Source organism: Buttiauxella selenatireducens (assembly GCF_031432975.1).
Lineage (GTDB): Bacteria > Pseudomonadota > Gammaproteobacteria > Enterobacterales > Enterobacteriaceae > Buttiauxella > Buttiauxella selenatireducens.
In genome coordinates this window covers 4069420-4092268 of record NZ_CP133838.1, presented here as the reverse complement: position 1 = coordinate 4092268, position 22849 = coordinate 4069420, and the positions used below count along the sequence as shown (strand labels likewise).

Below are 22849 nucleotides of genomic sequence, written 5' to 3'. Positions count from 1 at the left end.
AATTTCGCCTCCCGCTAAACCACTGTTCTCCTTAAATATTCATCCCGAGTTTGTGCCAGGTTATCCCAAATTGGCTTTAATCGCTCCAGTGCTGCGCGCATTTGCGTGGGTTCAAGCGTAAATGGCAATCTCAAATACCGTTCAAATGCTCCTTCGGCTCCAAAACGTGGGCCTGCGCCAATGCGAATACCGATGGATTCCGCGCTGGCGGCAAAGACGGTTGCCAGTGGTTTTGGCAGTTCAATCCACCAGGATAATCCTCCTTCCGGGACAACGGTTATTTTCCAGTCCGGGAATATCTCTTTGATGGCTTCACCGCAGGCATCTCTATGCTGGCGCAGCATGTCGCGCCGCCCAGGCAGGAAGTTATCCGCTTCGTTAAATAAGTGGATTGCAGCGAGCTGTTCCAGAACCGGCGAGCCTAAATCCAACGTGTCGCGGATTTGAATCAGTGACGCAATGGTCCGCGCTGAGGCTCTGATCCAGCCTATCCTCATACCGCCCCAGAAACTTTTTCCGCCCGATCCCAGGGTGATTATTCGATCATCGTTATCAAAGGCGGCCAACGGTGGCGGTGGTGGGTTGTCAAACCACAGATCGACCATAGTTTCATCAACCACCACCGTGGTGCGCGTACGGGCAGCCATTTCGGCGATAGCGATACGCGTATCCACATCCATACAACGCCCGGTGGGATTATGGAAATCGGCAATCAAGTAGGCTAGCCGTGGGGAGGTTTGCGCAATGGTGGCTGCAAGTCCCTCAGTGTCCCACCCCTGTTCAGTCAGGCTTACGGGAACGGCACGGCAGGACGCCCCTTTAATTGCCGTCAGCGCCATCGGATAAGTGGGGTGATCCATGACGACGCGATCGCCAGGACCAGTCAGCAGTCGCAGGATCAACCCAAAACCACTCAGTGCGCCATTGACGATAATAATCTGATCGGCGTGAGTCGGCAGTCCTCGGGCAGCATAGCGTTGTGCGATAACCTGACGCAGTTCCGGCAAACCCTGCTGGTTGTAACCGGTCGAACCCAAATACTCCGGCAAGGCAATCAACGCGTTGGCATAGGCCTGATGAATTTCGGGCCCCGCCGCAAGCGCTGCGGTGGAGAGGTCCAACGTTGCCCCTCGGCCGGGGAGTGGAGAAACAGCTTGTAGCCCTTCCGGCAGCATGGTGACAGACCCCGAACCTTGTCGGCTTGCCAGGTATCCTTCATCACGCAATTGTGCGAGCGCGGTCGCTACAGTGGTTCGGCTAACGCCGAGCGCTTTTGCCAGTTCACGTTCACCCGGGAGGCGGCTATCGAGCGGCAAACGCCCATCCAGAATCAACAACCGTAGTCCATCTGCCAGTTGGCGATAAACCGGGGTGCGGGTTAATTCTTGATGCCAGTTTCCCAGCAACTTTGTCAGAGATGAAGAACCGGTTCTGCGCTGCGCCATATCAATCCACTTTGTATTAACTGGACCTTAATTTCAGATCCATTTTGCGTAAAAGTAAAGCCACAAAAGAACACTGAGGTGAAGAAGATGATCGCTCGACGCTTGCTGCAACTTTATACCGGCCTGGTACTGTATGGTGTGTCCACGGCGATGTTCGTGCGGGCCAATTTAGGTGCTGATCCCTGGAACGTTTTCCACCTCGGCGTGGCGCGGATCTTCTCTTTAAATATTGGCATGGTGATGATCGTGGTGGGCGCGCTGGTATTGCTACTGTGGATCCCGCTGCGCCAGAAACCAGGGCTGGGGACAATCAGCAACGTGATTGTGTTGGGTCTGGCCGCTGATGCCGCACTCGCCTTAATGCCGCCGATTGAATCGATGGTGATGCGTAGCATTTTACTGTTGGCTGCCATTCTGGTGAATGCGATTGCGACCGGGATGTACATCGGTGCAGGGTTTGGCTCCGGCCCGCGTGATGGTTTGATGACCGGGATTAATGCGCGCACCGGTTGGTCAGTACGCAGTGTACGGACGGCGATTGAGTTAACCGTCTTACTGGCCGGTTGGTTGATGGGAGGCACGTTTGGTGTCGGTACGGTGCTGTATGCGCTGGCGATTGGCCCGTTAATCCAACTCTGTTTGCCGTGGTTTCGCATTCAGACCCGTTCGCAAAAAAACCTGGTTGAACCGACTATTGTGCCCTAATGTTGAAGCCAAAATCCCGATTCGATGAGGTAACAATGCACAGCGAGGTCATCAGCAACGCGGCGGCACACTGGAATAGCTATCAGCTAGCAGACATTTTGTCCCACTGTTTTGAAGGATATCTGGTCCCTTTCACCATTGACGGTGAAACCTTTGCGATGCGTTTTGCGGCAGAAGATATGAGCCTTAATGACAGTCGAATCTGGACGCAAAATGGCGAACCGAAAGCGCTGGCGATCATCAGCCGACGTGGACAAACCAGCCGTCTTGCCGCCTTCGCGATTCGTCCTGAGTTACGCGGGCAAGGGTTCGGCAGGCAGTTTATGCAGCAACTGATCGATGAAGCGCGTGCGCGTGGCGACCGAAGCATGTGGCTGGAAGTCATTGTCGGCAATGACTCTGGGCTTGCGTTGTATGAACGCATGGGATTTGTGCGCCAGCAGACTCTGGTCGGGTTTAACGCCGTCAGTGCAGCGCTGTTTACACAAACGGGCGAATTGCAGGAAATCGACCCGCTGGTAATGGCAAACAAAATGATGACCGATGCCAACCTGCGATTGCCATGGCTGAGTGCCCCAGAAACGCTCTATAAATTACCGGGCAAAGCGTTCGTGTTAAACGATGTGGCATACGCCATGGTGGCGACTGCTCCTCAAGGGTTCAGAGTGCGCATGCTTTATGTTGACCCAGCCGCGCGTGGCCAGGGCCTGGCGAAAAAATTGCTGACGCTGCTGCGCGAACGTTTTAGCGGGCTTTATACCGCAACGGCCATTCCCGAGCCCATTGCGCCGGTTTTCTTAAGTAGCGGCTACCGTCAGGATCCCATTACGCAATATGAAATGTTGCTCAAACTTTGAGCGGGCGGCATTCATTCTTAACGACTAAACTTATCAATCGTAATCATCACGGGTGGAAAACATCTGCCCGTCTTCCCCACACCGTGGAGGTTTACAATGCCTTATGTTGATGGTTTCGTTGTTGCTGTACCGGCAGCAAATAAAGATGCGTATAAGGAAATGGCTGCCAAAGCCGCACCGTTATTTAAAGAATTTGGTGCGCTACGCGTCGTGGAATGTTGGGCTGACGATGTGCCCGATGGCAAACTCACTGATTTTCGTATGGCGGTAAAAGCTGAAGAGAGCGAAGAAGTTGTTTTCAGCTGGATTGAATATCCGTCTAAAGAAGTGCGGGATGCCGCGAATGCCAAAATGATGTCTGACCCACGGATGAAAGAGTTTGGCGAATCAATGCCATTTGATGGCAAGCGCATGATTTATGGTGGCTTTTCGCCACTGCTCGACGAGTAAATCGGGCGGGGGCGCTAACGCCGACCGCTTTTATGCAGAGTGGATGCGCTTAGCGTCATCCACCCTGTAAAAACAGTTAAACCTTCAGCTCGCGTAACAATCCAAATGCCTGTTTCATATGAGCTTCACTCACAATAAACGCCCGCAATTGCTGCTCGATATCATAACCTTTCGCGATTAAACCTTGCGGCTCGGCTGAAATCTGCCAGTGCAAATCACTACGCTGCGTTTCGCCCGCCAGATGCAACGGCAATTCAGGTGTTTTCACTTTCACCAGCATGGCTGGAAGTGCAAGACCATCAGTGGCACCCAACAAATTTTTGGCAAGCGTCATGGCGCTAAATTGAATCGGTTGCAGGAACGGCAGTACCTTGCCGTCTATTTCTGCACAGTCTCCGAGCGCGTAGATATTGGCATCGGAAGTCTGCAACTGGCGATTGACCTGAATACCGCGATTCACATCAAGACCGGCGTGTTGCGCCAGCCCGATATTGGAACGCAGGCCAATGGCGGCGACAACTGCATCCACATTGACACTTCTTCCATTACTCAGCGTGGCATTTATGCCCTGTTCAGTTTTTTTCAGTGATTCAAGGCGCTGATTAAACAGCAGTTCCACGCCCATGTTATTGAGCCGATGCTGAAGACGACTGCTGACTTCCGCTGGCATCAACGAGGCGAGCAGGCTGGCAGCGTTATCCACCAGAATCACCTGTTTGCCCGCGCGACAAAAATCCATCGCCAGTTCAGTACCAATCAGGCCCCCGCCTAAAATCATCACCCGACGGGAGTCACGCAGCGATGATTCACAGGCCATAAACTCTTGCTGGCTGTTAAGTGTCAACATCAGCTCTTTACCCTGAATCGGCGGAAGCAGGGCGCTTGAACCGGTTGCCAGCACCAGTTTGTCATACGGCCATTGCTGGTCACCGCATTTAACCAGACGTTCTTTACGGTCGATAGACGAAACCCAGCTATTGGCGTTCAGCGTGAGATTAAACTGCTCGGCAAACTCCCCGGCACGTTGCCGGGTGAGGTCGTCTGCACGTTGGTTCAGGCTCATTACGTGGCTGAGATCGGGTTTGTTGTATTCATCCATACTGTCGGCGGCAATCAGGCGTACAGGAACCTGCGCATCATGCTTGCGGATGTTTTTAACCAGTTGGCGGGCGGCAAAGCCCGAACCGATAATCACAATGCCATGTTTCATTTTGCCTCCGTTGCCAGTACATCAAACACGTCTTTGCCGAGCGAGCATTCCGGGCACAGGAAGGTATCCGGCACTTCGCTCCACGGGGTGCCTGGTGCGACGTCCTGCATTGGCTCGCCGGTGGCGGGATCGTAAATCCACTGGCAAACGCTGCACTGCATTTGTGGACCTAAATCGGCGCAGGTTTTCACTTCAGCAACGTTTACTTGCTGTGGAGCAGCAGGTGTTGAAACCAGCGGAGTCAGCGCCCACTGACGAGCAATTTCGCGGCCATGCTGGCGGCAGACTTCCAGCGCGTCGAGGTCCGGACGCCATTTGGCTTTCAGGCTCATCGACATTTCAAAACCCGCATCCTGTAAGCGGGTAGAGAGGCGGTCTACCGCGCCGCCGCTCCAGCCGTGAGAACCGAAGGCGCTGGCACGTTTATTACGGAAACGCAGGCCGGTCATTTCCTCAACCAGTCCGGCAATTTTTGGCATCATCACGTTGTTCATGGTGGAGGTGCCGACCAGCACGCCCTTGGAACGGAAGACGTTGGTGAGAATGTCATTTTTGTCGCTACGGGCCACGTTAAAGATTTTTACCGCCACACTGGGGTCAACTTCGTTAATCCCCTGAGCAATGGCGTCAGCCATCATGCGGGTATTGTTGGACATGGTGTCGTAGAAAATCGTGACTCTGTCTTCCTGATAATCTGCCGCCCATTTCAGGTACATTTCGACAATCTGAGTTGGGTTATCGCGCCATACCACACCGTGGGAAGTGGCAATCATATCCACCGGCAGATTAAAGCCAAGGATCTCGGTAATTTTCGGCGTCACCAGGCGGCTGAACGGCGTCAGGATGTTGGCGTAGTAGCGCTGGCACTGTTCGAACAGCTCGCTTTGATCGACTTCGTCATTGAACAGGCGTTCATCGCAATAGTGCTGGCCGAAGGCGTCATTACTGAACAGCACCGCGTCGCCTGTCATATAGGTCATCATGCTGTCAGGCCAGTGCAGCATTGGGGTTTCAACGAAGATCAATTGTTTACCGTTACCGATATCGATGCTGTCACCGGTTTTCACCACGTTGAAGTTCCATTCAGGATGGTGATGATGGCCGGTAATGGAATCAATGGCGTTAGCCGTACAGTAAATTGGGGTATCCGGGATGCAGGACATCAACTCCGTCAGTGCGCCCGCGTGGTCTTCTTCCGCATGGTTGATGATGATGCAATCAATATCAGCCAGGTCGATTTCGCTACGTAAGTTCTGCACAAACTCGCGGCTGAATTTGTGGTCGACGGTGTCGATCAGCACATTTTTTTCTTCACGGATAAGATAGCTATTGTAGCTGCTGCCACGCAGCGTTTTGTATTCGGTGCCGTGGAAATCACGCACTTCCCAGTCACGTTGGCCAACCCAATGAATGTTGTTTTTTACTAAAATAGCCATCTGTCATACCTCAAAAAGAATTAAAAAAATGATGCTCGTGCTGGATATATTACAAATGGCGTGCCAACTTTTTATTTTGTTGATTTTAAAGTGGTTTAATGAAATTGGATAAAATTTAGTTGTCATAATGACAATGCAAAGAGATGTCGTTTTGACAATTGAATTGTCTTTTTGACTACTGAAAGGTAAGTTAGCGAAATCGTTTTATGGAGCCGCTTATGAGCCTGTCTATTACTTCCCTTGCCAATATTGCTATCGAACTGCAAAGCGGCATTTCACATCAGGATCGCTTTGCCCGTTTGATTCGCACCCTGCGCCAGCTTTTAGGTGGTGATGCGACGGCGTTGCTGCGTTACGAAGCGCGGCAATTTCGCCCGTTGGCCATTGATGGGCTGGCGGAAGATGTGCTCGGACGGCGCTTCGATTTAGATGCACATCCACGTCTGGAGGCTATTGCGCGGGCAGGGGATGTGGTGCGGTTCCCGGCAGATAGCGAGCTGCCCGATCCTTACGATGGGCTTATTCCCGATCACACCGATTTAAAAGTGCATGCTTGCCTCGGTCTGCCGTTGTTTGCCGATCAAAACCTGATTGGTGCGTTAACCGTCGATGGTATGGACCCTTTGCAGTTCGATCATTTCAGTGATGAAGAGTTACGTTTGATAAGCGTTCTGGCGGCAGGTGCATTGAATAATGCGATGCTAATGGAACAACTTGAAAATCAAACGCCTGCTGTAACCATGCTTCCCGCTGCCGGTAAAACCAGCAGCACCGAAATGGTCGGGTTATCTGCGGGAATTATGCAGCTTAAGAAAGAGATCGAAATCGTCGCCGGTTCCGATCTCAATGTGCTGATCACCGGGGAAACGGGCGTCGGCAAAGAGCTGGTGGCGCGGGCAATTCACAGTGGTTCGGCGCGTGCCGCCAATCCTCTGGTGTATCTCAACTGTGCGGCGTTGCCGGAAAGTGTGGCGGAGAGCGAACTGTTCGGCCACGTAAAAGGGGCCTTTACCGGGGCTATTCACCATCGAACGGGCAAATTTGAGATGGCAGATAACGGCACTCTTTTTCTGGATGAAATCGGGGAGTTGCCGTTAACGCTTCAGGCAAAATTGCTGCGCGTTTTACAGTATGGCGATATACAGCGTGTGGGCGATGACAGCAGCCAAAGAGTCAATGTGCGCGTGCTGGCGGCGACCAATCGTGATCTCAAACAGCATGTGTTGGCAGGGGAATTTCGCGCCGATTTGTTCCACCGTTTAAGTGTGTTTCCGCTCCATGTTCCCCCATTGCGCGAACGAGGTGACGATATCACGCTATTGGCGGGGTTTTTCTGCGAGCAAAGCCGCGTAAAAATGGGGCTTAAACAGGTGGCGTTGAGCGATGCTGCACGTGATTTACTGCGTCGTTACGACTGGCCAGGGAACATTCGCGAGCTGGAACATGCGCTTTACCGCGCGACCGTGTTAGCGCGTTCAGGCAAGCCGGACGGTGAAGTCTGGCTTCAACCGCAACATTTTCAACTGAGCGAAGCCGATACCAAACCGGCTGACATTCAGGGTGCAACAGTGCCGGTGGTGGATAATTTGCGTACCGCGACCGACGATTTCCAGCGCCAGATTATTATCAGTACGCTGGATGCCAACGCCGGAAACTGGGCGGCGAGTGCCAGACAGCTACAATTAGATGTTGCCAATTTACACCGCCTGGCAAAACGCCTTGGCGTGAAATAGTGTCTGGCATTTTTCAGATGCGTTTTATCCCCTGGCGCTATAGTTTGCGACCCATTCGATGAACTTATCTTTTGGCAGGGCTTTACTGAACAACCAGCCCTGGCCGTACTGCACACCCTGAGTACGTAACCAGGTGGCCTGGACGGGGGTTTCGATCCCCTCGGCGACCATTAAAATCCCCAAAGAGTTGGCCATTTCAATGATATGCGGAGTGATATTTTTATATCCAATCGCGTCTACAAATGACTTATCTATTTTCAGAATATCGACATCAAGATCCTGCAAATAACTCAGGCTAGAATAGCCGGTGCCAAAATCATCAATATAGATTGCATGACCAGCCTCGCGATATTGTGCAATTATCGGCGCGGTCACTTTCGGATCGGCAAAACCACGCTCGGTAATTTCAAATGCTATTTGGCCCGGCTTGACGGAGTAACGTGACAAATAAGGGATGATGACTTCCAGTATATGTAAACTCCGGACATCGCGGGTGCCTAAATTAACTGAAATATGATAATCAGGATGTTGGTGAAGCCACTCGCCTAGTTCGAGGAATATCAGTTCAATGACTTGCTCTGTTAATTGCGTGACCAGGCCGGTATGTTCTGCCAGCGGAATAAATACATCCGGAGTAAGCATGGTACCGTCTTGCTGCTGCCAGCGAATTAATGCTTCTGCACCGACACTTTCGCCACTTTCAAGATTCACTATAGGCTGGTAAACCACGCGTAACTCATGGTTTTTGATGGCATCCATCAAACGATTTTGAGGCGATAACAGCCGACGTAAAACACGAAGTAAGAACCATCCCGTGACGAAGCTGATGATTAATCCCACAGGTAGCCAAATATAGAGTTGCTGGTACCAGGCTTCGGTCAGCGGTTCCACTGATGCCCAGGCGATCATGGCCAGGCCAAGATTGTCATCCCGACGAATGACATAGATATTATTATCGCTTTGAAACTCTTCTGCGCCCTGTGCCAGCGGCTTGCGCCAGTCATCTGAAATATAGGTACTGTTTGTGGCGATAAGTTCGTTTTTACCCAGACCCACCATCGCAATATTGAGCGTATAACTTCCAAAAGGAAGCACATCAATAAATGACATTGGGTCGACTAACGCAATATGCGGCGCTTTGCCGATAAAAATCATCTTGCGTTTAAAACCCGGTATCGGTGGAGTGGTATACCACGCACTAAAGCCGTGTTCACCGATGCGATCAGGTTCGCCTAACCGTTCATTGTAGGCAAAGGATTCCAGTGAACTGCACAGAATACGGTTATCTTTTTCAAGCATCACTTCTTGCACATTGCGATATTCAAGGGCGGTACGGCGCATGGCTTCAGCGTGTGCATGAGAGCAGGTTGGGTCTTTAAAGCGGTTAATATCGTCAACGGCAGAAATAGCGTCGTCGATGACTTGCCCGGTACGCATCAAAGCGTGGTTGGCAAATTCATTCAATTCATTATGAAATGCTTGTTCAGCCTTACGATGAGCAAGATAAATGCTCAACAAAATGGGAAGCAATACGGCCAAAATAAGTATGCCACTGACCAGGCTGATGAGCTTTCGGGACGTCATTCTGGTAGACCCCGTTATGAGAATAGTTTTTATAATGGTTTTACATAGAAGAGGTTAGTCTATCTCACATGTTTGAGGGATGTTATGTTTTCATGCTAAGTGTGCATGGAATCTTTAGACGCGAGCATCTGGTGAGCATTGAATGAAGAAAAAAGAGTTTGTTATCCAGGATTTGTTGAGCAAAATTTATCAGCATAATGATTCGCAACGACGCAAATTACCCCCAGAGCGTCAGCTTGCAGAAGAATATGATGTTTCGCGTTTCACTATTCGCAAAGCCCTGGAAAGGCTGGTGAGTATTGGGGTGGTTGAAATTATTCAGGGGTCCGGGATTTGGATTAACACACAAGCCCGTAATAACCCGCTGGTATATAACTCCATTACCGAAAAACGTTTTGATCAGATGGCTTTTCGTATGGTCAATCTGCATAAAAAGCTACCGAATCGCGATGAGCAGCAAGTCTTTGGTGTGGATGAAAATGCGTACATCTGGCAGTTTTGCCGTTTGCGATATGTCGATAATCAAAAGGTGCAAATTGAGATTTCACGAATGCCCGTGCAGGATTTCCCCGATCTTAATCAGCAAGTGATTGAACGATCCATTCAACAATATGTGCTCAGTAAAGGATTTCGAATTTCGCACCTGCTAACCAGTTATCAGGCCGTATCGATTAGCAAGGAACAGGCAGCATTACTGGAATGTAAAAAAGGGATCCCGGCGATGCATATCATCAACCGCGGGATCCTCGAAGGGGGACGAGTATTTGAAATCAGCGAAATCGTCGATATCAATTATTCCTGTACTTACGTCATCCCCTATAACCATGACAATTTGGCCTGGCGGCAGGGCACTCAGGGAGTATGAATGGCCCCGTTGGGTAAGCGGCTCTGCGTCCACTCATGTGGGCGATACTCCACGGGGAAGGCCTCTGCTTTTTGTTGGTCAAAGCTCACACCAATACCCGGTTTTTCAATAGGATAGATATATCCTTGCTCAGCGACTGGCGCGCCGGGGAATACCGATTCGGTATTCGGTTTATTCGGGATAAATTCCTGAATCGCCGCATTGTGCAGATGAATATTTAAATGCGTATTCACCGCCACGCCAATCGGTGTCATATCTCCGGGGCCATGCCAGGCCAGACGCACTCCAAATGCCTGGCAAAGAATGGCGAGTTTGAGCGCAGGCGTTATCCCGCCGATTTGCGAAACGTGGCAGCGGATAAAATCGATGCGCCGATTCACAATGAGATCATGCCATTCAGCTGGGTTATTAAACAGTTCACCCATTGCCAGTGGAATGCTGGAGTGCGCGCGGACTTGTTCTAACCATGCACTGTGTTGTGGCGGCAGAATATCTTCGATAAACCAGGGTTGGTATGGTTCGAGTGCTTTTGCCAGTTGCACCGCTTGCTGTGGGAATAAACGTTCATGCACATCATGCAGAATATGGAACTGGTTGCCGTACTTCTCGCGTAGCGCTTTGAACATCGCCACGGTATTCGCCATGTATTCATCCTGGCAATAATACGCGCCAGGAGTTGGCGATTTCGTGGCGTGCAGCCCTTGTGGCGTACCGCCGTAAAAACCTAACTGACAGCGAATATAGCGATACCCTTGTGCCAGCAGTTTATCGACCTCCAGGAATAATCCTTCCAGCGTTTCACTGGCGGCGTGGCTGTAAGCGGCGATAGCGTCTTTCGATTTCCCCCCAGAAGTTGATACAGCGGCATATCTGCCAGTTGGCCTTTAATATCCCAAAGCGCCATGTCAACACCGGCAATCGCGTTGTTGATAACCGGGCCGTTGCGCCAGTAGGCGTTGACCGTCATCATTTGCCACAAGTCTTCAATGTTGTTGGCATCACGCCCGAGAAGTAACGGTTTGAGGTATTCGTCGACCATCGCTTTGACGGCCAAAGGGCGCTGCTGGAAAGTGGCACAACCGTGGCCAATCACGCCTTTATCGGTGGTGACGCGTACCGTGACCAGGTTGTGGCGGTCAGGACGGGTGATGAAACATTCGATATTTTCAATAATGGTTGGTTTCACAAAATTACTCCACACCCTGGAATTATTTAGGGCAGTTCATGGGTGGTGACTTATTCAATGTCGGCTTCTGTTATTTACTATCACCTTATTTTTGTGTGCGGGTAAATGTTTTTTTTGCATATTTTTATTGGTCAGGAAAAGAGGCGTAGAGTACGTAAAAACCATACCAATTATCGTCTTTTGGTGGTTTAAGTGCCTTTGTATTGGCTAAGTGTGATGTTGTTTAAGTTTTATTGGTTTGTTTTTGTGTTTGTGATTCCCTACCATCATTGGCATTCAACACATAACAATAAGCAATTTTTTCGGGAGTGACAGATGGGGACTCGTGATGCCATTAATAATATTATTCACCTGATAGGTGGTGCAGATAATATTAGTAAAGCCTGGCACTGTATGACGCGCTTGCGCTTCTCTTTGATTGACGAAAATAAAATTGATCAGTCTGAGATTAAAAAAATCCCCGGTGTTTTAGGGGCGCAAATTCAGAGCGATCAATTCCAGATTATTATTGGCCCGCAGGTAAACAGTTGGTACGAACAATTGACTCAAGTGCTCGGTTCCGCTCCTGAACAAACCGCGCCAGCCCAGCAAAAGAAAGCACGTAAGAGCCTGGTATCGATGTTTATGGATACGGTGTCAGGTGTGTTTGGTCCGATTGTTCCCGCGATTGCGGGTGCCGGGATGATTAAAGGCCTGCTGGCGGGGCTGATCGCACTGAAAATGGTTTCAGCGAAAAGCGACACCGTGATCGTTATCGATTTGATTGCGAGCGGCGTGTTCTACTTTTTGCCATTTTTCCTGGCGATTTCTGCCGCGCGTATCTTCAAAACCAATGAGTATCTGGCCGCTGCGGTTGCTGCATGTTTGATGTATCCGTCGCTGATTGAAGCGGCGAAGGCGCTGGCAACGCATTCACCTAATGCCGTCGATGCGTTCTATTTCCTGAACGTCGTGCCTGTTTCGGTGTTTAACTACGCTTCAAGCGTTATCCCGGTTATTTTCTCGGTCCTGGCACTGAGTTACATCCATCGCTGGGTGGATAAAATAATGCCAGATATTTTGAAAACCGTGTTTACCCCAACGCTCACCCTGTTTCTCGCCGCATTGGTCGCGCTGGTGGTGATTGGGCCGATGGGGATTTATCTGGGCAAGGCGCTGGCGTGGTTTATCGAAGGTTTGTTTGGTGTCTCAGCAAGTTTTGCCGGTCTGGTTGTCGGGGCGATTCGCCCGGTGGCCATTTTGACGGGGATGCATCACGCGATGACGCCAATCGCCCTGCAAAACTTTACTGACCGTGGTTACGACATGCTGATGCCAATGATGTTTATGGCCAATATGGCGATTGCAGGCTCCACTTTTGCTATCTGGAAGCAGAGCAAATCACGTGAAGAGCGTGCGGTAGTTCTGCCTGCGGCGATTTCGGCTCTGCTGGGGATTACGGAACCTGCGCTGTTCGGCGTTCTGACTCGCTATAAAAAAGCGTTTATTGCCGCAACGGTGGCAAGTTCCATCGCTTCGGCATTCATCGCCTTCTTCGGTGTGCGTTTGTATGGCTATATTTTATCGAGCATTTTTAGCCTGCCTGCTTATATTGGTCAGTATTTTATCTTTGCACTACTGGGCGTGGCGCTGGCACTAGGGTTGTCGTTTACCATGACGATGTTGTTGGTGCGCGAAAAGGCTGAGTGAGAAGAGTCCAGGAAGGGTAAACATAGCGTCACATGCCAAAGGTAAATGGCGCTATTGATTACCCACCCTAAAAAATCAAAGGATTATGCTAACGTCGGTGTGCCAGACGGCGTACTAAACGGTCACCGACACTTTGTACTAATTGCACCATCACCACTAAAATCACCACCGTGCCGACCATGACCTGATCGTTAAATCGCTGGTAACCGTAACGGATCGCCAGATCCCCCAGCCCACCGCCGCCAATCACGCCCGCCATTGACGAAAACCCAATCAACATCACTACTGTGAGTGTGATCCCCGCCAGCAGAGCCGGTAGCGCCTCGGGTAACAACACTTTTCCGATGATATGCCAGACATTGCCACCCATCGATAAAATGGCTTCGATGCGGCCTTTGTCGACTTCATCTAATGCGTTTTCCACCACTCGCGCAAAAAACGGAAATGCGCCAATCGTAATGGGAACCACCGCCGCAGTACTGCCCAACGTGGTGCCAATAATAATGCGGGTGAATGGGATTAAGGCAATCAACAGCACAATAAACGGCAGTGAACGCCCGACATTCACCACACTGCCAATAATCTGATTGAAGACCGGCGCGGGTAGCACTCCGTCGCGACGAGTGAGAAACAGTAATACCCCAAGCGGTAAACCGATAATCACGGTAAACAACGCCGCAAGCCCGACCATGTAAAGCGTATCGAGGGTGCCATCAAGCAGTAATGGCCATAAATCCTCCCATGCTAAGCGACTTCGCATAACACTCTCCCGGATACGCCAATCCGGCGTAAAAATGCTTGTTCGGCGGCGTCGCCAGGCAGCAATGCCTGACGAAGACGGGAATAGGGGGTAGCCAGCAATTCTGATAATGAACCGCTTTCAATTAGCCTGCCGTTTTCCAGTAGCGCTGCGTGATCGCAAATCGCTTTCACGACCTCCAGTTGATGAGTAATCAGCACAATCGTGACCCCCAGCTTACGGTTGATATCCATTAATAGTGCCAGCACAGAAGCGGTGGTTTCGCTGTCTAATGCGCTGGTTGCTTCGTCACAAAGCAAGACATCAGGGTGCGCGGCAAGCGCCCGAGCGATGCCGACGCGTTGCTTTTGCCCACCAGAAAGCTGTGAGGGGAAAGCCTGCGCTTTATCGCTCAGGCCGACTAACTCGAGCAGTTCTGCAATGCGTTTCTGGCGAACCTCACGCCGCTGGCCGGTGATTTCCAGCGGCACGGCAATGTTGTCAGCCACAGTGCGTGCATGAATCAGATTGAAGTGCTGGAACACCATGCCGGTGCGCTGGCGATGAGTGCGCAATTCACGGTTATCAAGCGTGGTGATATCCACTCCATTCATCAGAATACGGCCCGATGTGGGCCGTTCCAGTAAGTTTAAGCAGCGAATCAAGGTACTTTTCCCGGCGCCACTGCGCCCGAGAATGCCGTAGATTGCGCCATCCGGTACGGTTAGCGAGATATCGTCCAGTGCCGGTTGGCCTGCTCCGGCGTACACTTTGCTCAGCCGCTCGAGGGTAATCATGATTGCGGAGTGGCGACCGGGATCACTGAGCCGTTGAATTGCTGGCGAATAAATTCAGCAACCTGTGGAGATTGCAGATCTTTCGCCAACTCTTTGATTCGCGGATCATTAGCCAGGTTTGGATTGGTGACCAGAATATTGGCGTACGGATTGTGCGTCGCACTTTCCAGCCCCAGCGCATCCTTCGACGGCGTTAATCCAGCCTCCAGCGCGTAGTTGCCATTGATTACGGCCAGATCAACATCATCGAGCGAACGCGGCAGTTGTGGTGCTTCGATCTCAACGATCTTCAGATTCTTAGGATTGCTGGCGATATCACGTGGCGTGGCTTGATTCACCGAGGCATCTTTAAATTCTGATTTCAGCGTGATAAGCCCCTTGTCCTGCAAAAGATAGAGTGCGCGACTCAAGTTGGTCACGTTGTTCGGCAGGGCAATGGTGGCGTTTTCGGGAACCGACTTCAGGTCTTTATATTTGTGTGAATAGATACCAAGCGGTTCGATATGCACGGTCGCCGCGACGGTGAATTTTTTACCCAGCGCTTTTTCCTGATCGCGCAAATAGGGGACGTGCTGGAAATAGTTAGCATCGACATCGCCGTTCGCCAGCAATTCGTTGGCATTTACGCCGTTACTCAACTCAACCACTTTGAGCTTTAAATTCGGATCGAGCTTTTGCACAAACGCGAGGATTTCTGCATGGGGTACTGCATCAGCCGCGATGCGCAAGGTTTCTGCTGCGTGAGCGCTGAAAGCCAGAGTCAAAGACAGCGCGATCCCTGCCAGTTTAAAAGAGGCATTTTTCATGGTGTTTTCCTTTAATGTTTAAGCGATGAGTTCAGTGCTGTTACGCAAGACATCCGGGTAATAACGTTCCGCCACGTCGGGATGCGAACGTAGGCGACCTTTTAGATAATTCCATCCAACATCACGCAGTAACGGGTTGCGAGGATCGCTTTCAGGCCCATGAGCGTGTTGTGCGAGTTCAGGCGGCAATGCATAAACCGGGACGACAGCGTCTAATTGAGCGCCGAGGAAAAATGCAATCGACTGGCGTTCCTGGCCCGGCGGTGGGGAAATAACCCGATGTACCGTCGCCCGTAAATAGCCATTGGTGGCAAGCTCCAGCAATTCACCGATATTCACCACAAAACTACCAGGCAGAGGGGCGGCATCTATCCAGTTATCCGGCGAGACTTCGACCTGCAAACCCTGCTGTTGGTCTTGCAACAGGAAACTCAGGAATCCTGAATCTTTATGGGCGCCGACACCCTGATTACCCTCCGTAGCCTGCAGGCCTGGATAGCGAATCAACTTGATGTGTTCGTTGGGTTTATTGCCGTACAGGTTATCGAAGCTGTTCGCTGGAAGTTCTAACGCCTGCGCAAAAGTACGCAGTAGTTTGAGTGCGACAGCGGTCATTTCGCGCTGAAATTGCAACAGGGTAGGTTTCAGAGTCGGTAACGATTCTGGCCACAGATTTGGGCCTTGTAATCGCAGCCAACCGTGCTGCGCGTCATTGACCGGAAGTGCCGGGCGTTCAGCGCCGATATCAAACTGTTCACGCCAGTCTGGTTTGCCGCGTGTTAATTCGCTGGCGGCGCGGTTGTAACCACGAAAATGAGGGGAGTTGATCATCGCCACTTTTTGTTTTTCCTCTTCGGGCAAAGAGAAAAAGAGTCGCGCTTCATTCTGAACGGCCTGTTGCAGTTCAGGGCTGACACCATGATTAATCAGGTAGAAAAAACCGATGTCACGAGCGGCATGGCGTAATTGTTTAAGAAATGCCGCCCTGTCGGTGGCTGTGCCATTAAGGGCTAAGAGATCGAGTATTGGCAAGGCCTGGGTCGTTGTTTGGTTCATGATGAACTCCGCTTAAGACAAATAATTTCCCGACGAATTCTGATTTTTTGGCACAACAACATTTGCCTCGACAACAACAGCGCTGAATCATGGTTTGTCCCTTTCTGGAATGAAGATGTGTTCGTGGAAATGACATTGCCGCAAGCCTGTCTCGCCGCCCAATATTGTTATCTTCTAAGTTATGGCGAGTTGGGGTTCTAAGCATTTGCAGAATCTGGATATTGACGCCTGGGAGGGTTTTGTTGGCAAACGGGCTTGCAATTTTTCCGTTCACTCTTTATTTTATTGTTATGTTATAACGTTTAAATGAGAGCGAAGGTTATGCAGGTTCTGAATTCATTGCGCAGTGCAAAGCAGCGTCATCCGGATTGCCAGATTGTAAAACGCAAAGGACGGCTGTATGTGATTTGCAAAAGTAATCCGCGGTTTAAAGCGGTGCAGGGCGGGAAGAAGCGACGTTAAGACAAGGGGCTTAAGCCCCTTTCTTTACAACTCGGGAAGGCTAAGAACGCCCGAGTGAGAAGATATCGTAAAAAGAGAGTTCGCCTTTCGTGGCAACCATTTTATGCAGTAGCGATTTTTGTTGTTCGTCAACACCAGGGGAATGCAGGATTTTATCAATCAACGTCGATGGGACGTTGCGCGTGTTGTACCACTCGCCGTTGTAGCAAACGCGTAAATCAAGCACATCAATATCGTCGTAACGATAGCGGGGGTTCACATCAAAAAAGAAGAAGCCATTCAGTAATGCAAACAGAACCACCAGTAACCAGACCGAGCCTGCCAGGGTGTCCGACTCCAGCATTACCCACAGTGTGGCAAACCAACCTACCCACATACCGATAAACAGGCCCGGATGTTTGCGAATGAAGCTGATGCTAAAACGTGGACGGTTGTCGCGTTTTTCATCGGTATTAAGTTGCTCGATAGTATCGGTGAGCAGGCGCTGAATTTCGGTCATTATGGGCCTTCTGAACGGAAACACGACAGGCAGAGAACAGCTATTCTAAGAAGCCCTGTAAGGGTAAAAAAGTAACAGTTATGCCAAAAAAAACCATAACAGTTACGGGCTGACGACAGGAATCATTTTAATCACACGCGCTGGATTTCCTGCCACCACCGCATTGGCTGGAATATCTTTCGTGACCACTGAGCCTGAGCCAATCACTACGTTATCGCCGATGGTGACACCGGGATTGATGACCGCGCGTCCGCCAATCCAGACGTTATTGCCAATTGTGACGGGCTTGCCAAACTCAACGCCACTGTTGCGTGTTTCTGCATCCAGCGGATGGGTTGCGGTATAGATATGAACGCCAGGCGCCAGCATGCAGTTTTCGCCAATGTGAACCGGACAAACATCGAGAATGACGCAGTCAAAATTGGCGTAGAAGTTTTTGCCGAGAAAAATATTGTAGCCATAATCACAGCGGAACGACGGTTCAATATATGCATTAAGACTTTGACCGAGAAGTTGCCCCAGCAATTCTGCACGAACCGCCTGTTCATCCGGCGCGGTGTGATTAAAGCGATGAATCAAGTGGCGAGCTTTGATGCGGTCATCACGAAGTTGTTGGCAATCAGGGCGATAAAGCTCGCCTGCAATCATTTTCCGTTTTTCTTCACTCATAGCGATGCCTTTAATCAATAGACAGAACAGGCGTTACCGTAAGCGATTCGCTTGTGATTAATAAAAGCGTTGTTTCTTTTTGTGATTTTAATCACACAGTTAATGTGTGTTCGACAATCACAGAGAATGAACAGCGACAGACGTATGCAACCGCTGAGCTTACTGATGTACCGACGACCATCGTGTGTCACGCACGACAACGCAATCCAGCGAATAAAGCGAGTCAACCGCAATATGAGTTAAATTGGGTTATAGCATCCGTACCCTAAGGCTACAGCAGCATTCGGTTTAAATCTTGAACGTAATAACATTTACGAAGTATTAGCGGATAAATTTCCATACAGAAGGTGGTATTTTATCGTAAAGCTTATTCATAGTGAGTTCAGCGAGTCGATGGTCAGCAGCTGAATAAAATACAGCCAGTTCATTATCTGATAATTCGTATTTATTTTTTTCAATTACACGTTCTAAGGTATCAATTGTTTGGCAGCGTCGCAGGCGCATCAAATAATCGGTCTTAGTTAATGGTTTAGTTGTCATGAAATCACCTTATACATCTTGTAATATTTTTAAAAGGAGAGACTTACAGGGTTAGCGCGGCTCTCTGTGACGAAACATCGGAATAATCGATTCCCGGACTTACGCCATTTCTGCAAGTCTTGTGCGTTGATGCCGTAGTTGCTGAATAGCATAAATGTATCGTCCAAATATTCGTCAATTTGTTCAATCAATTTACTCTCATCATCGTACTTAATTTTGTAATTAAGCGCGAAGGCAGCTATGTGCTCAATCAATTCATTCAACTGCAAGTTAATGGCCGAAGTAGGATCATTAACCCAACCATGATTACTCTCGCCAAGGTTGGTAAGGCAGTCATGATACAGGTTTTCGCAGAGAAATTTAAGCTGCGCAATATCATGCCGTTTTGGTGAGTATTCGTCCATAATGCAGCCCCTTTTATCGAAGAAATTTGATAAACACTACGCGTTGGGGTGGACACACCTGGATGAGGTGGGGATCAATAACAACGATTATTCCATATACTTTCACTATAAATCAATCCGCGGTAGATTTCCTTTCACTATTACGAAAAATTACATTTGTATCAAACCGATTTACGCTAACGTAATGTTTATAAAGACTTTCACACTTTTTATAAGCATTGTCTTTTAAAACACATTTTATAGGCCATTAAAAAATAACTTTATTTTCAATGGGTTGTCCTGATGCTGCTGCAATGCTTTGTGGATGATCATAAATAAATAACAGGATAAGAATATTCCTAATAAAAAAGCATGAATCTCTACTTGCAAACTCACCAGTTAGTTTAAGAAATATTTTGTCATGATATTCGAGAGAGATATCATCTGAATCGCAACATTTTGAAACTTTTAGCAGAGAAAGTAAGCCGCTTTCACTATTTAATAATACGACAAATTAGGTGAGCAGATATAAAAAAGGCCGCTTGCGCGGCCTTTTATTTACAGTTCAGAACTTACTTGTGATGCTCAATCGGGTGAGTGTGCTCAAGGTCTTCACTCTTACGACTGAAGCGACGGCGCACGACCACGAAGAACACCGGTACGAAGAAGATAGCCAGGACAGTTGCAGTTACCATCCCGCCCATTACGCCCGTACCTACGGCGTTCTGCGCACCGGAGCCAGCACCGGAGCTGATGACCAGCGGCATTACCCCGAGGATAAACGCCAGTGATGTCATCAGAATCGGACGCAGACGCATACGAACGGCTTCGAGCGTAGCTTCAATCAAGCCTTTGCCTTCTTTCTCCATTAAGTCTTTGGCGAATTCCACGATAAGTATCGCGTTCTTCGCCGACAAGCCAATGGTTGTCAGCAGGCCTACCTGGAAGTACACGTCGTTGGTCAGCCCACGTAAGGTTGCGGCAAGTAACGCACCGACAACACCCAATGGAACAACCAGCATGACCGAGAACGGAATGGACCAGCTCTCGTACAATGCTGCCAGACACAGGAATACAACTATCAAGGAAATGGCATACAGGGCAGGAGCCTGGTTACCAGACAGACGTTCCTGATATGACATACCCGTCCAGTCATAACCGATACCGGTTGGCAGTTTGCTGGCCAATTCTTCCATCAAGTTCATCGCTTCACCGGTACTCTTACCCGGTGCAGCCTGACCAAGGATTTCCATGGAAGGTAAGCCGTTGTAACGTTCCAGACGTGGTGAACCGTATTCCCAATGCGCAGTAGAGAACGCAGAGAATGGCACCATCTGACCGGTAGAACCACGCACATACCAGTTGTTGATATCGCTTGGCAGCATACGGAATGGTGCATCAGCCATCAGGTAAACTTTCTTCACACGACCACGGTCGATGAAGTCGTTCACGTAGCTACCACCCCATGCAGCACCCAATGTGGTGTTGATATCGCTGATAGACACGCCCAATGCTTGCGCTTTTTCCTGGTCGATATCGACTTTAAACTGCGGCGTATCTTCCAGACCGTTTGGACGCACACCCACTAACAGGTCAGGGTGTTTAGCGACTTCACCAAACAATTGGTTACGCGCCTGAGTCAGTTTTTCGTGCCCAAGGTTAGCCTGGTCAATCAACTGGAAGTCGAAGCCCGTTGCTGTACCCAGTTCCACGATAGCTGGCAGGTTAAATGCGAATACGATGGCATCCTGGATTTTTGAGAACTGGGCACTGGCGCGAGCAGCAATCGCCGGAACCTTGTTCTCTTCACCTGGACGTTCATCCCAATCTTTCAAGGAAACGAATGCCAGACCGGTGTTCTGTCCCTGACCAGAGAAGCCAAAGCCGTTAACCGTAAATACGGAGTTAACGTTGTCTTTCTCTTTTTCCAGGTAGTACTTGCTCACGTCATCAAGAACGGCTTGTGTACGCTCTTGTGTCGCACCCGCAGGCAACTGAGCCATGGTCAGGAATACACCCTGGTCTTCATCTGGCAAGAAGGAGCTTGGCAGACGAATAAACAGGAGAGCCATACCCACCACAATCAACAGATACAACACCAGGTAACGACCGGTGCTACGCAAAATGTTACCGACGCTGTCGGTATAATGATGCGTGCTCTTATCGAACATGTTGTTAAACCAGCCGAAGAAGCCTTTCTTCTCGTGGTGTTCGCCTTTAGCAATCGGTTTGAGCAAGGTGGCGCAGAGTGCTGGTGTCAGAATCATTGCTACCAGAACAGAAAGCACCATTGCCGATACGATGGTAATAGAGAACTGACGATAGATTGCCCCTGTAGAACCGCCGAAGAATGCCATCGGTATAAATACCGCTGACAGTACCATCGCGATCCCGACCAGAGCGCCCTGAATCTGCTCCATTGATTTGCGTGTGGCTTCTTTCGGTGGCAATCCTTCTTCCACCATCACACGCTCAACGTTTTCTACTACCACGATGGCGTCATCAACCAACAGGCCTATCGCAAGCACCATCCCGAACATCGTTAGGGTGTTTATCGAATAGCCAAAGACGGCAAGGATAGCGAACGTCCCCAGCAATACCACCGGCACTGCAATCGTTGGAATCAATGTGGCGCGGAAGTTCTGCAAGAACAGATACATTACCAGGAACACCAGCACGATTGCTTCAACGAGGGTTTTTACTACCTCTTTGATAGAGATTTTAACGAATGGCGTGGTGTCATACGGATAAACCACTTTCAGACCCGCCGGGAAGTACGGTTGCAGTTTTTCAACTGTGGCACGTACCGCGTTAGCAGTATCCAGGGCGTTAGCACCGGTTGCCAGTTTAATACCTAAACCAGATGCGGGTTGGCCGTTGTAACGTGCGACAACGTTATAGTTCTCGCCGCCCAACTCAACTTTGGCCACATCTTTAAGCAGAACACGTGAGCCATCTTGATTCACTTTCAGCAAAATTTTGCTGAACTCATCGGCAGATTTCAAACGGGTCTGAGCAATGATAGAGGCGTTAAGTTGCTGACCTTTAACCGGTGGAGTACCACCTAACTGACCTGCTGCTACCTGGGCGTTCTGCGCTTTAATAGCATTAATAATATCGACCGGGGTGAGCTGGTAGTTATTCAGTTTGTTCGGATCCATCCAGATACGCATCGCGTACTGAGCACCAAACAGCTGAACATCACCGACACCACGAGTACGGCTGATAGGGTCTTTAATGGTCGCGCCAACGTAGTCCGAAATATCTTCCTGTGTCATGGAGCCATCGGTGTTGATCATACCGAGAACCATCAGGAAGCTACTGGAGGACTTCTCAACGCTAACACCTTGCTGCTGTACTTCTTGAGGAAGCAGCGGCATCGCAAGTTGCAATTTGTTCTGAACCTGAACCTGTGCGATATCCGCGTCAGTACCAGAGTCAAAAGTAATGGTAATAGTTACAGAGCCAGAGGAATCACTGGAAGAGGACATGTACAGCAGGTTGTCGATACCGTTCATGTTCTGTTCGATAACCTGTGTAACGGTATCCTGTACCGTTTTTGCATCCGCACCTGGATAGTTTGCTGAGATCGAAATCGCTGGTGGCGCAATGGTTGGATATTGCGCGATTGGCAATTTCATGATCGCAAGCCCGCCCGCCAACATAATAATGATGGCGATTACCCAGGCAAAAATCGGGCGATCGATAAAAAACTTAGCCATGTCTTAACGTCTCCTG

General features: G+C 49.8%; 20 protein-coding genes and 1 pseudogene. 7 read left to right on the top strand and 14 right to left on the bottom strand.

The annotated features are described in order from the left end of the window. Window positions 1-14: 14 nt before the first annotated feature. A complete protein-coding gene (yczR, locus tag RHD99_RS18805; RefSeq protein ID WP_309875880.1) occupies window positions 15-1445 on the bottom strand; it encodes a MocR-like transcription factor YczR in 1431 nt (476 codons plus the stop codon). A 90-nt stretch (window positions 1446-1535) separates the two neighbouring features. Between yczR and yczE the strand changes: the two genes are divergently transcribed. The 3 genes from yczE (at window position 1536) to RHD99_RS18790 (ending at window position 3457) form a co-directional block, all read left to right on the top strand. Then, a complete protein-coding gene (yczE, locus tag RHD99_RS18800) occupies window positions 1536-2150 on the top strand; it encodes a membrane protein YczE (protein WP_309879214.1) in 615 nt (204 codons plus the stop codon). A gap of 35 nt (window positions 2151-2185) precedes the next feature. Then, the gene (locus RHD99_RS18795) at window positions 2186-3007 is read left to right on the top strand and encodes a GNAT family N-acetyltransferase (RefSeq protein WP_309875879.1); all 822 of its coding nucleotides are present in this window, start codon (window positions 2186-2188) and stop codon (window positions 3005-3007) included. A 96-nt stretch (window positions 3008-3103) separates the two neighbouring features. Next, complete coding sequence (locus tag RHD99_RS18790) at window positions 3104-3457, top strand: DUF1428 domain-containing protein (RefSeq protein WP_309875877.1); 354 nt, start codon at window positions 3104-3106, stop codon at window positions 3455-3457. A gap of 76 nt (window positions 3458-3533) precedes the next feature. On the opposite strand, the gene norW is transcribed toward RHD99_RS18790, so the two are convergent. Then, window positions 3534-4667, bottom strand: coding sequence for an NADH:flavorubredoxin reductase NorW (gene norW, locus RHD99_RS18785; RefSeq protein WP_309875876.1), 1134 nt, complete (start codon window positions 4665-4667; stop codon window positions 3534-3536). Continuing rightward, window positions 4664-6103 carry an anaerobic nitric oxide reductase flavorubredoxin gene (gene norV / locus RHD99_RS18780; RefSeq protein ID WP_309875875.1) on the bottom strand — a complete coding sequence of 480 codons (1440 nt, stop codon included), beginning with the start codon at window positions 6101-6103 and terminating at the stop codon, window positions 4664-4666. Before norV ends, norW begins: the two co-directional genes overlap by 4 nt. A gap of 218 nt (window positions 6104-6321) precedes the next feature. Here norV and norR point away from each other — a divergent pair, with 218 nt between their 5' ends. Continuing rightward, window positions 6322-7836: a nitric oxide reductase transcriptional regulator NorR gene (gene norR, locus RHD99_RS18775; protein ID WP_309875873.1), complete on the top strand. Its 1515-nt coding sequence runs from the start codon at window positions 6322-6324 to the stop codon at window positions 7834-7836. Window positions 7837-7860: 24 nt separating this feature from the next. Here the strand turns inward: norR and pdeB are convergent, their stop codons facing one another. After that, window positions 7861-9420 carry a cyclic di-3',5'-guanosine monophosphate phosphodiesterase PdeB gene (gene pdeB / locus RHD99_RS18770; RefSeq protein ID WP_309875872.1) on the bottom strand — a complete coding sequence of 520 codons (1560 nt, stop codon included), beginning with the start codon at window positions 9418-9420 and terminating at the stop codon, window positions 7861-7863. Between the two features lie 142 nt (window positions 9421-9562). Here pdeB and RHD99_RS18765 point away from each other — a divergent pair, with 142 nt between their 5' ends. Further along, the gene (locus tag RHD99_RS18765; protein WP_309875869.1) at window positions 9563-10285 is read left to right on the top strand and encodes a GntR family transcriptional regulator; all 723 of its coding nucleotides are present in this window, start codon (window positions 9563-9565) and stop codon (window positions 10283-10285) included. Here the strand turns inward: RHD99_RS18765 and RHD99_RS18760 are convergent. Beyond that, window positions 10273-11471, bottom strand: a pseudogene (locus RHD99_RS18760) (enolase C-terminal domain-like protein). The gene RHD99_RS18765 and the pseudogene RHD99_RS18760 overlap by 13 nt on opposite strands. Before the next feature lie 315 nt (window positions 11472-11786). On the opposite strand from RHD99_RS18760, the gene RHD99_RS18755 reads away from it, so the two are divergent. Then, window positions 11787-13160 carry a PTS transporter subunit EIIC gene (locus tag RHD99_RS18755; protein WP_309875867.1) on the top strand — a complete coding sequence of 458 codons (1374 nt, stop codon included), beginning with the start codon at window positions 11787-11789 and terminating at the stop codon, window positions 13158-13160. A gap of 88 nt (window positions 13161-13248) precedes the next feature. Here the strand turns inward: RHD99_RS18755 and RHD99_RS18750 are convergent, their stop codons facing one another. Genes RHD99_RS18750 through RHD99_RS18735 form a run of 4 tightly spaced genes read right to left on the bottom strand, consistent with a single transcriptional unit; the run spans window position 13249 to window position 16558 of the window. After that, on the bottom strand, window positions 13249-13920 hold the full coding sequence (locus RHD99_RS18750; RefSeq protein WP_270140175.1) for a methionine ABC transporter permease: 672 nt from the start codon (window positions 13918-13920) through the stop codon (window positions 13249-13251). Then, window positions 13905-14696, bottom strand: a complete 792-nt coding sequence (locus RHD99_RS18745; RefSeq protein ID WP_309875865.1) for a methionine ABC transporter ATP-binding protein — start codon at window positions 14694-14696, stop codon at window positions 13905-13907. The genes RHD99_RS18750 and RHD99_RS18745 overlap by 16 nt, the downstream gene beginning before the upstream one ends. Further along, complete coding sequence (locus RHD99_RS18740) at window positions 14693-15502, bottom strand: MetQ/NlpA family ABC transporter substrate-binding protein (protein WP_309875863.1); 810 nt, start codon at window positions 15500-15502, stop codon at window positions 14693-14695. Before RHD99_RS18740 ends, RHD99_RS18745 begins: the two co-directional genes overlap by 4 nt. Before the next feature lie 18 nt (window positions 15503-15520). Then, complete coding sequence (locus RHD99_RS18735; protein ID WP_309875861.1) at window positions 15521-16558, bottom strand: isopenicillin N synthase family dioxygenase; 1038 nt, start codon at window positions 16556-16558, stop codon at window positions 15521-15523. Between the two features lie 321 nt (window positions 16559-16879). On the opposite strand from RHD99_RS18735, the gene ykgO reads away from it, so the two are divergent. After that, window positions 16880-17020: a type B 50S ribosomal protein L36 gene (gene ykgO, locus RHD99_RS18730; RefSeq protein ID WP_034458060.1), complete on the top strand. Its 141-nt coding sequence runs from the start codon at window positions 16880-16882 to the stop codon at window positions 17018-17020. Window positions 17021-17060: 40 nt separating this feature from the next. Here the strand turns inward: ykgO and RHD99_RS18725 are convergent, their stop codons facing one another. The 5 genes from RHD99_RS18725 to acrB form a co-directional block, all read right to left on the bottom strand. After that, entirely contained in the window at window positions 17061-17519 is a 459-nt protein-coding gene (locus tag RHD99_RS18725; RefSeq protein ID WP_270140163.1) for a YlaC family protein, read from the bottom strand. 102 nt (window positions 17520-17621) lie between these two features. Then, the gene (gene maa / locus RHD99_RS18720; RefSeq protein ID WP_309875857.1) at window positions 17622-18188 is read right to left on the bottom strand and encodes a maltose O-acetyltransferase; all 567 of its coding nucleotides are present in this window, start codon (window positions 18186-18188) and stop codon (window positions 17622-17624) included. A gap of 321 nt (window positions 18189-18509) precedes the next feature. Next, window positions 18510-18728 carry a hemolysin expression-modulating protein Hha gene (gene hha, locus RHD99_RS18715; RefSeq protein ID WP_121265420.1) on the bottom strand — a complete coding sequence of 73 codons (219 nt, stop codon included), beginning with the start codon at window positions 18726-18728 and terminating at the stop codon, window positions 18510-18512. Window positions 18729-18757: 29 nt separating this feature from the next. Next, window positions 18758-19132, bottom strand: a complete 375-nt coding sequence (gene tomB, locus RHD99_RS18710; RefSeq protein WP_034458068.1) for an Hha toxicity modulator TomB — start codon at window positions 19130-19132, stop codon at window positions 18758-18760. 551 nt (window positions 19133-19683) lie between these two features. Further along, entirely contained in the window at window positions 19684-22833 is a 3150-nt protein-coding gene (gene acrB, locus RHD99_RS18705; protein ID WP_309875851.1) for a multidrug efflux RND transporter permease subunit AcrB, read from the bottom strand. Window positions 22834-22849 lie beyond the last annotated feature (16 nt).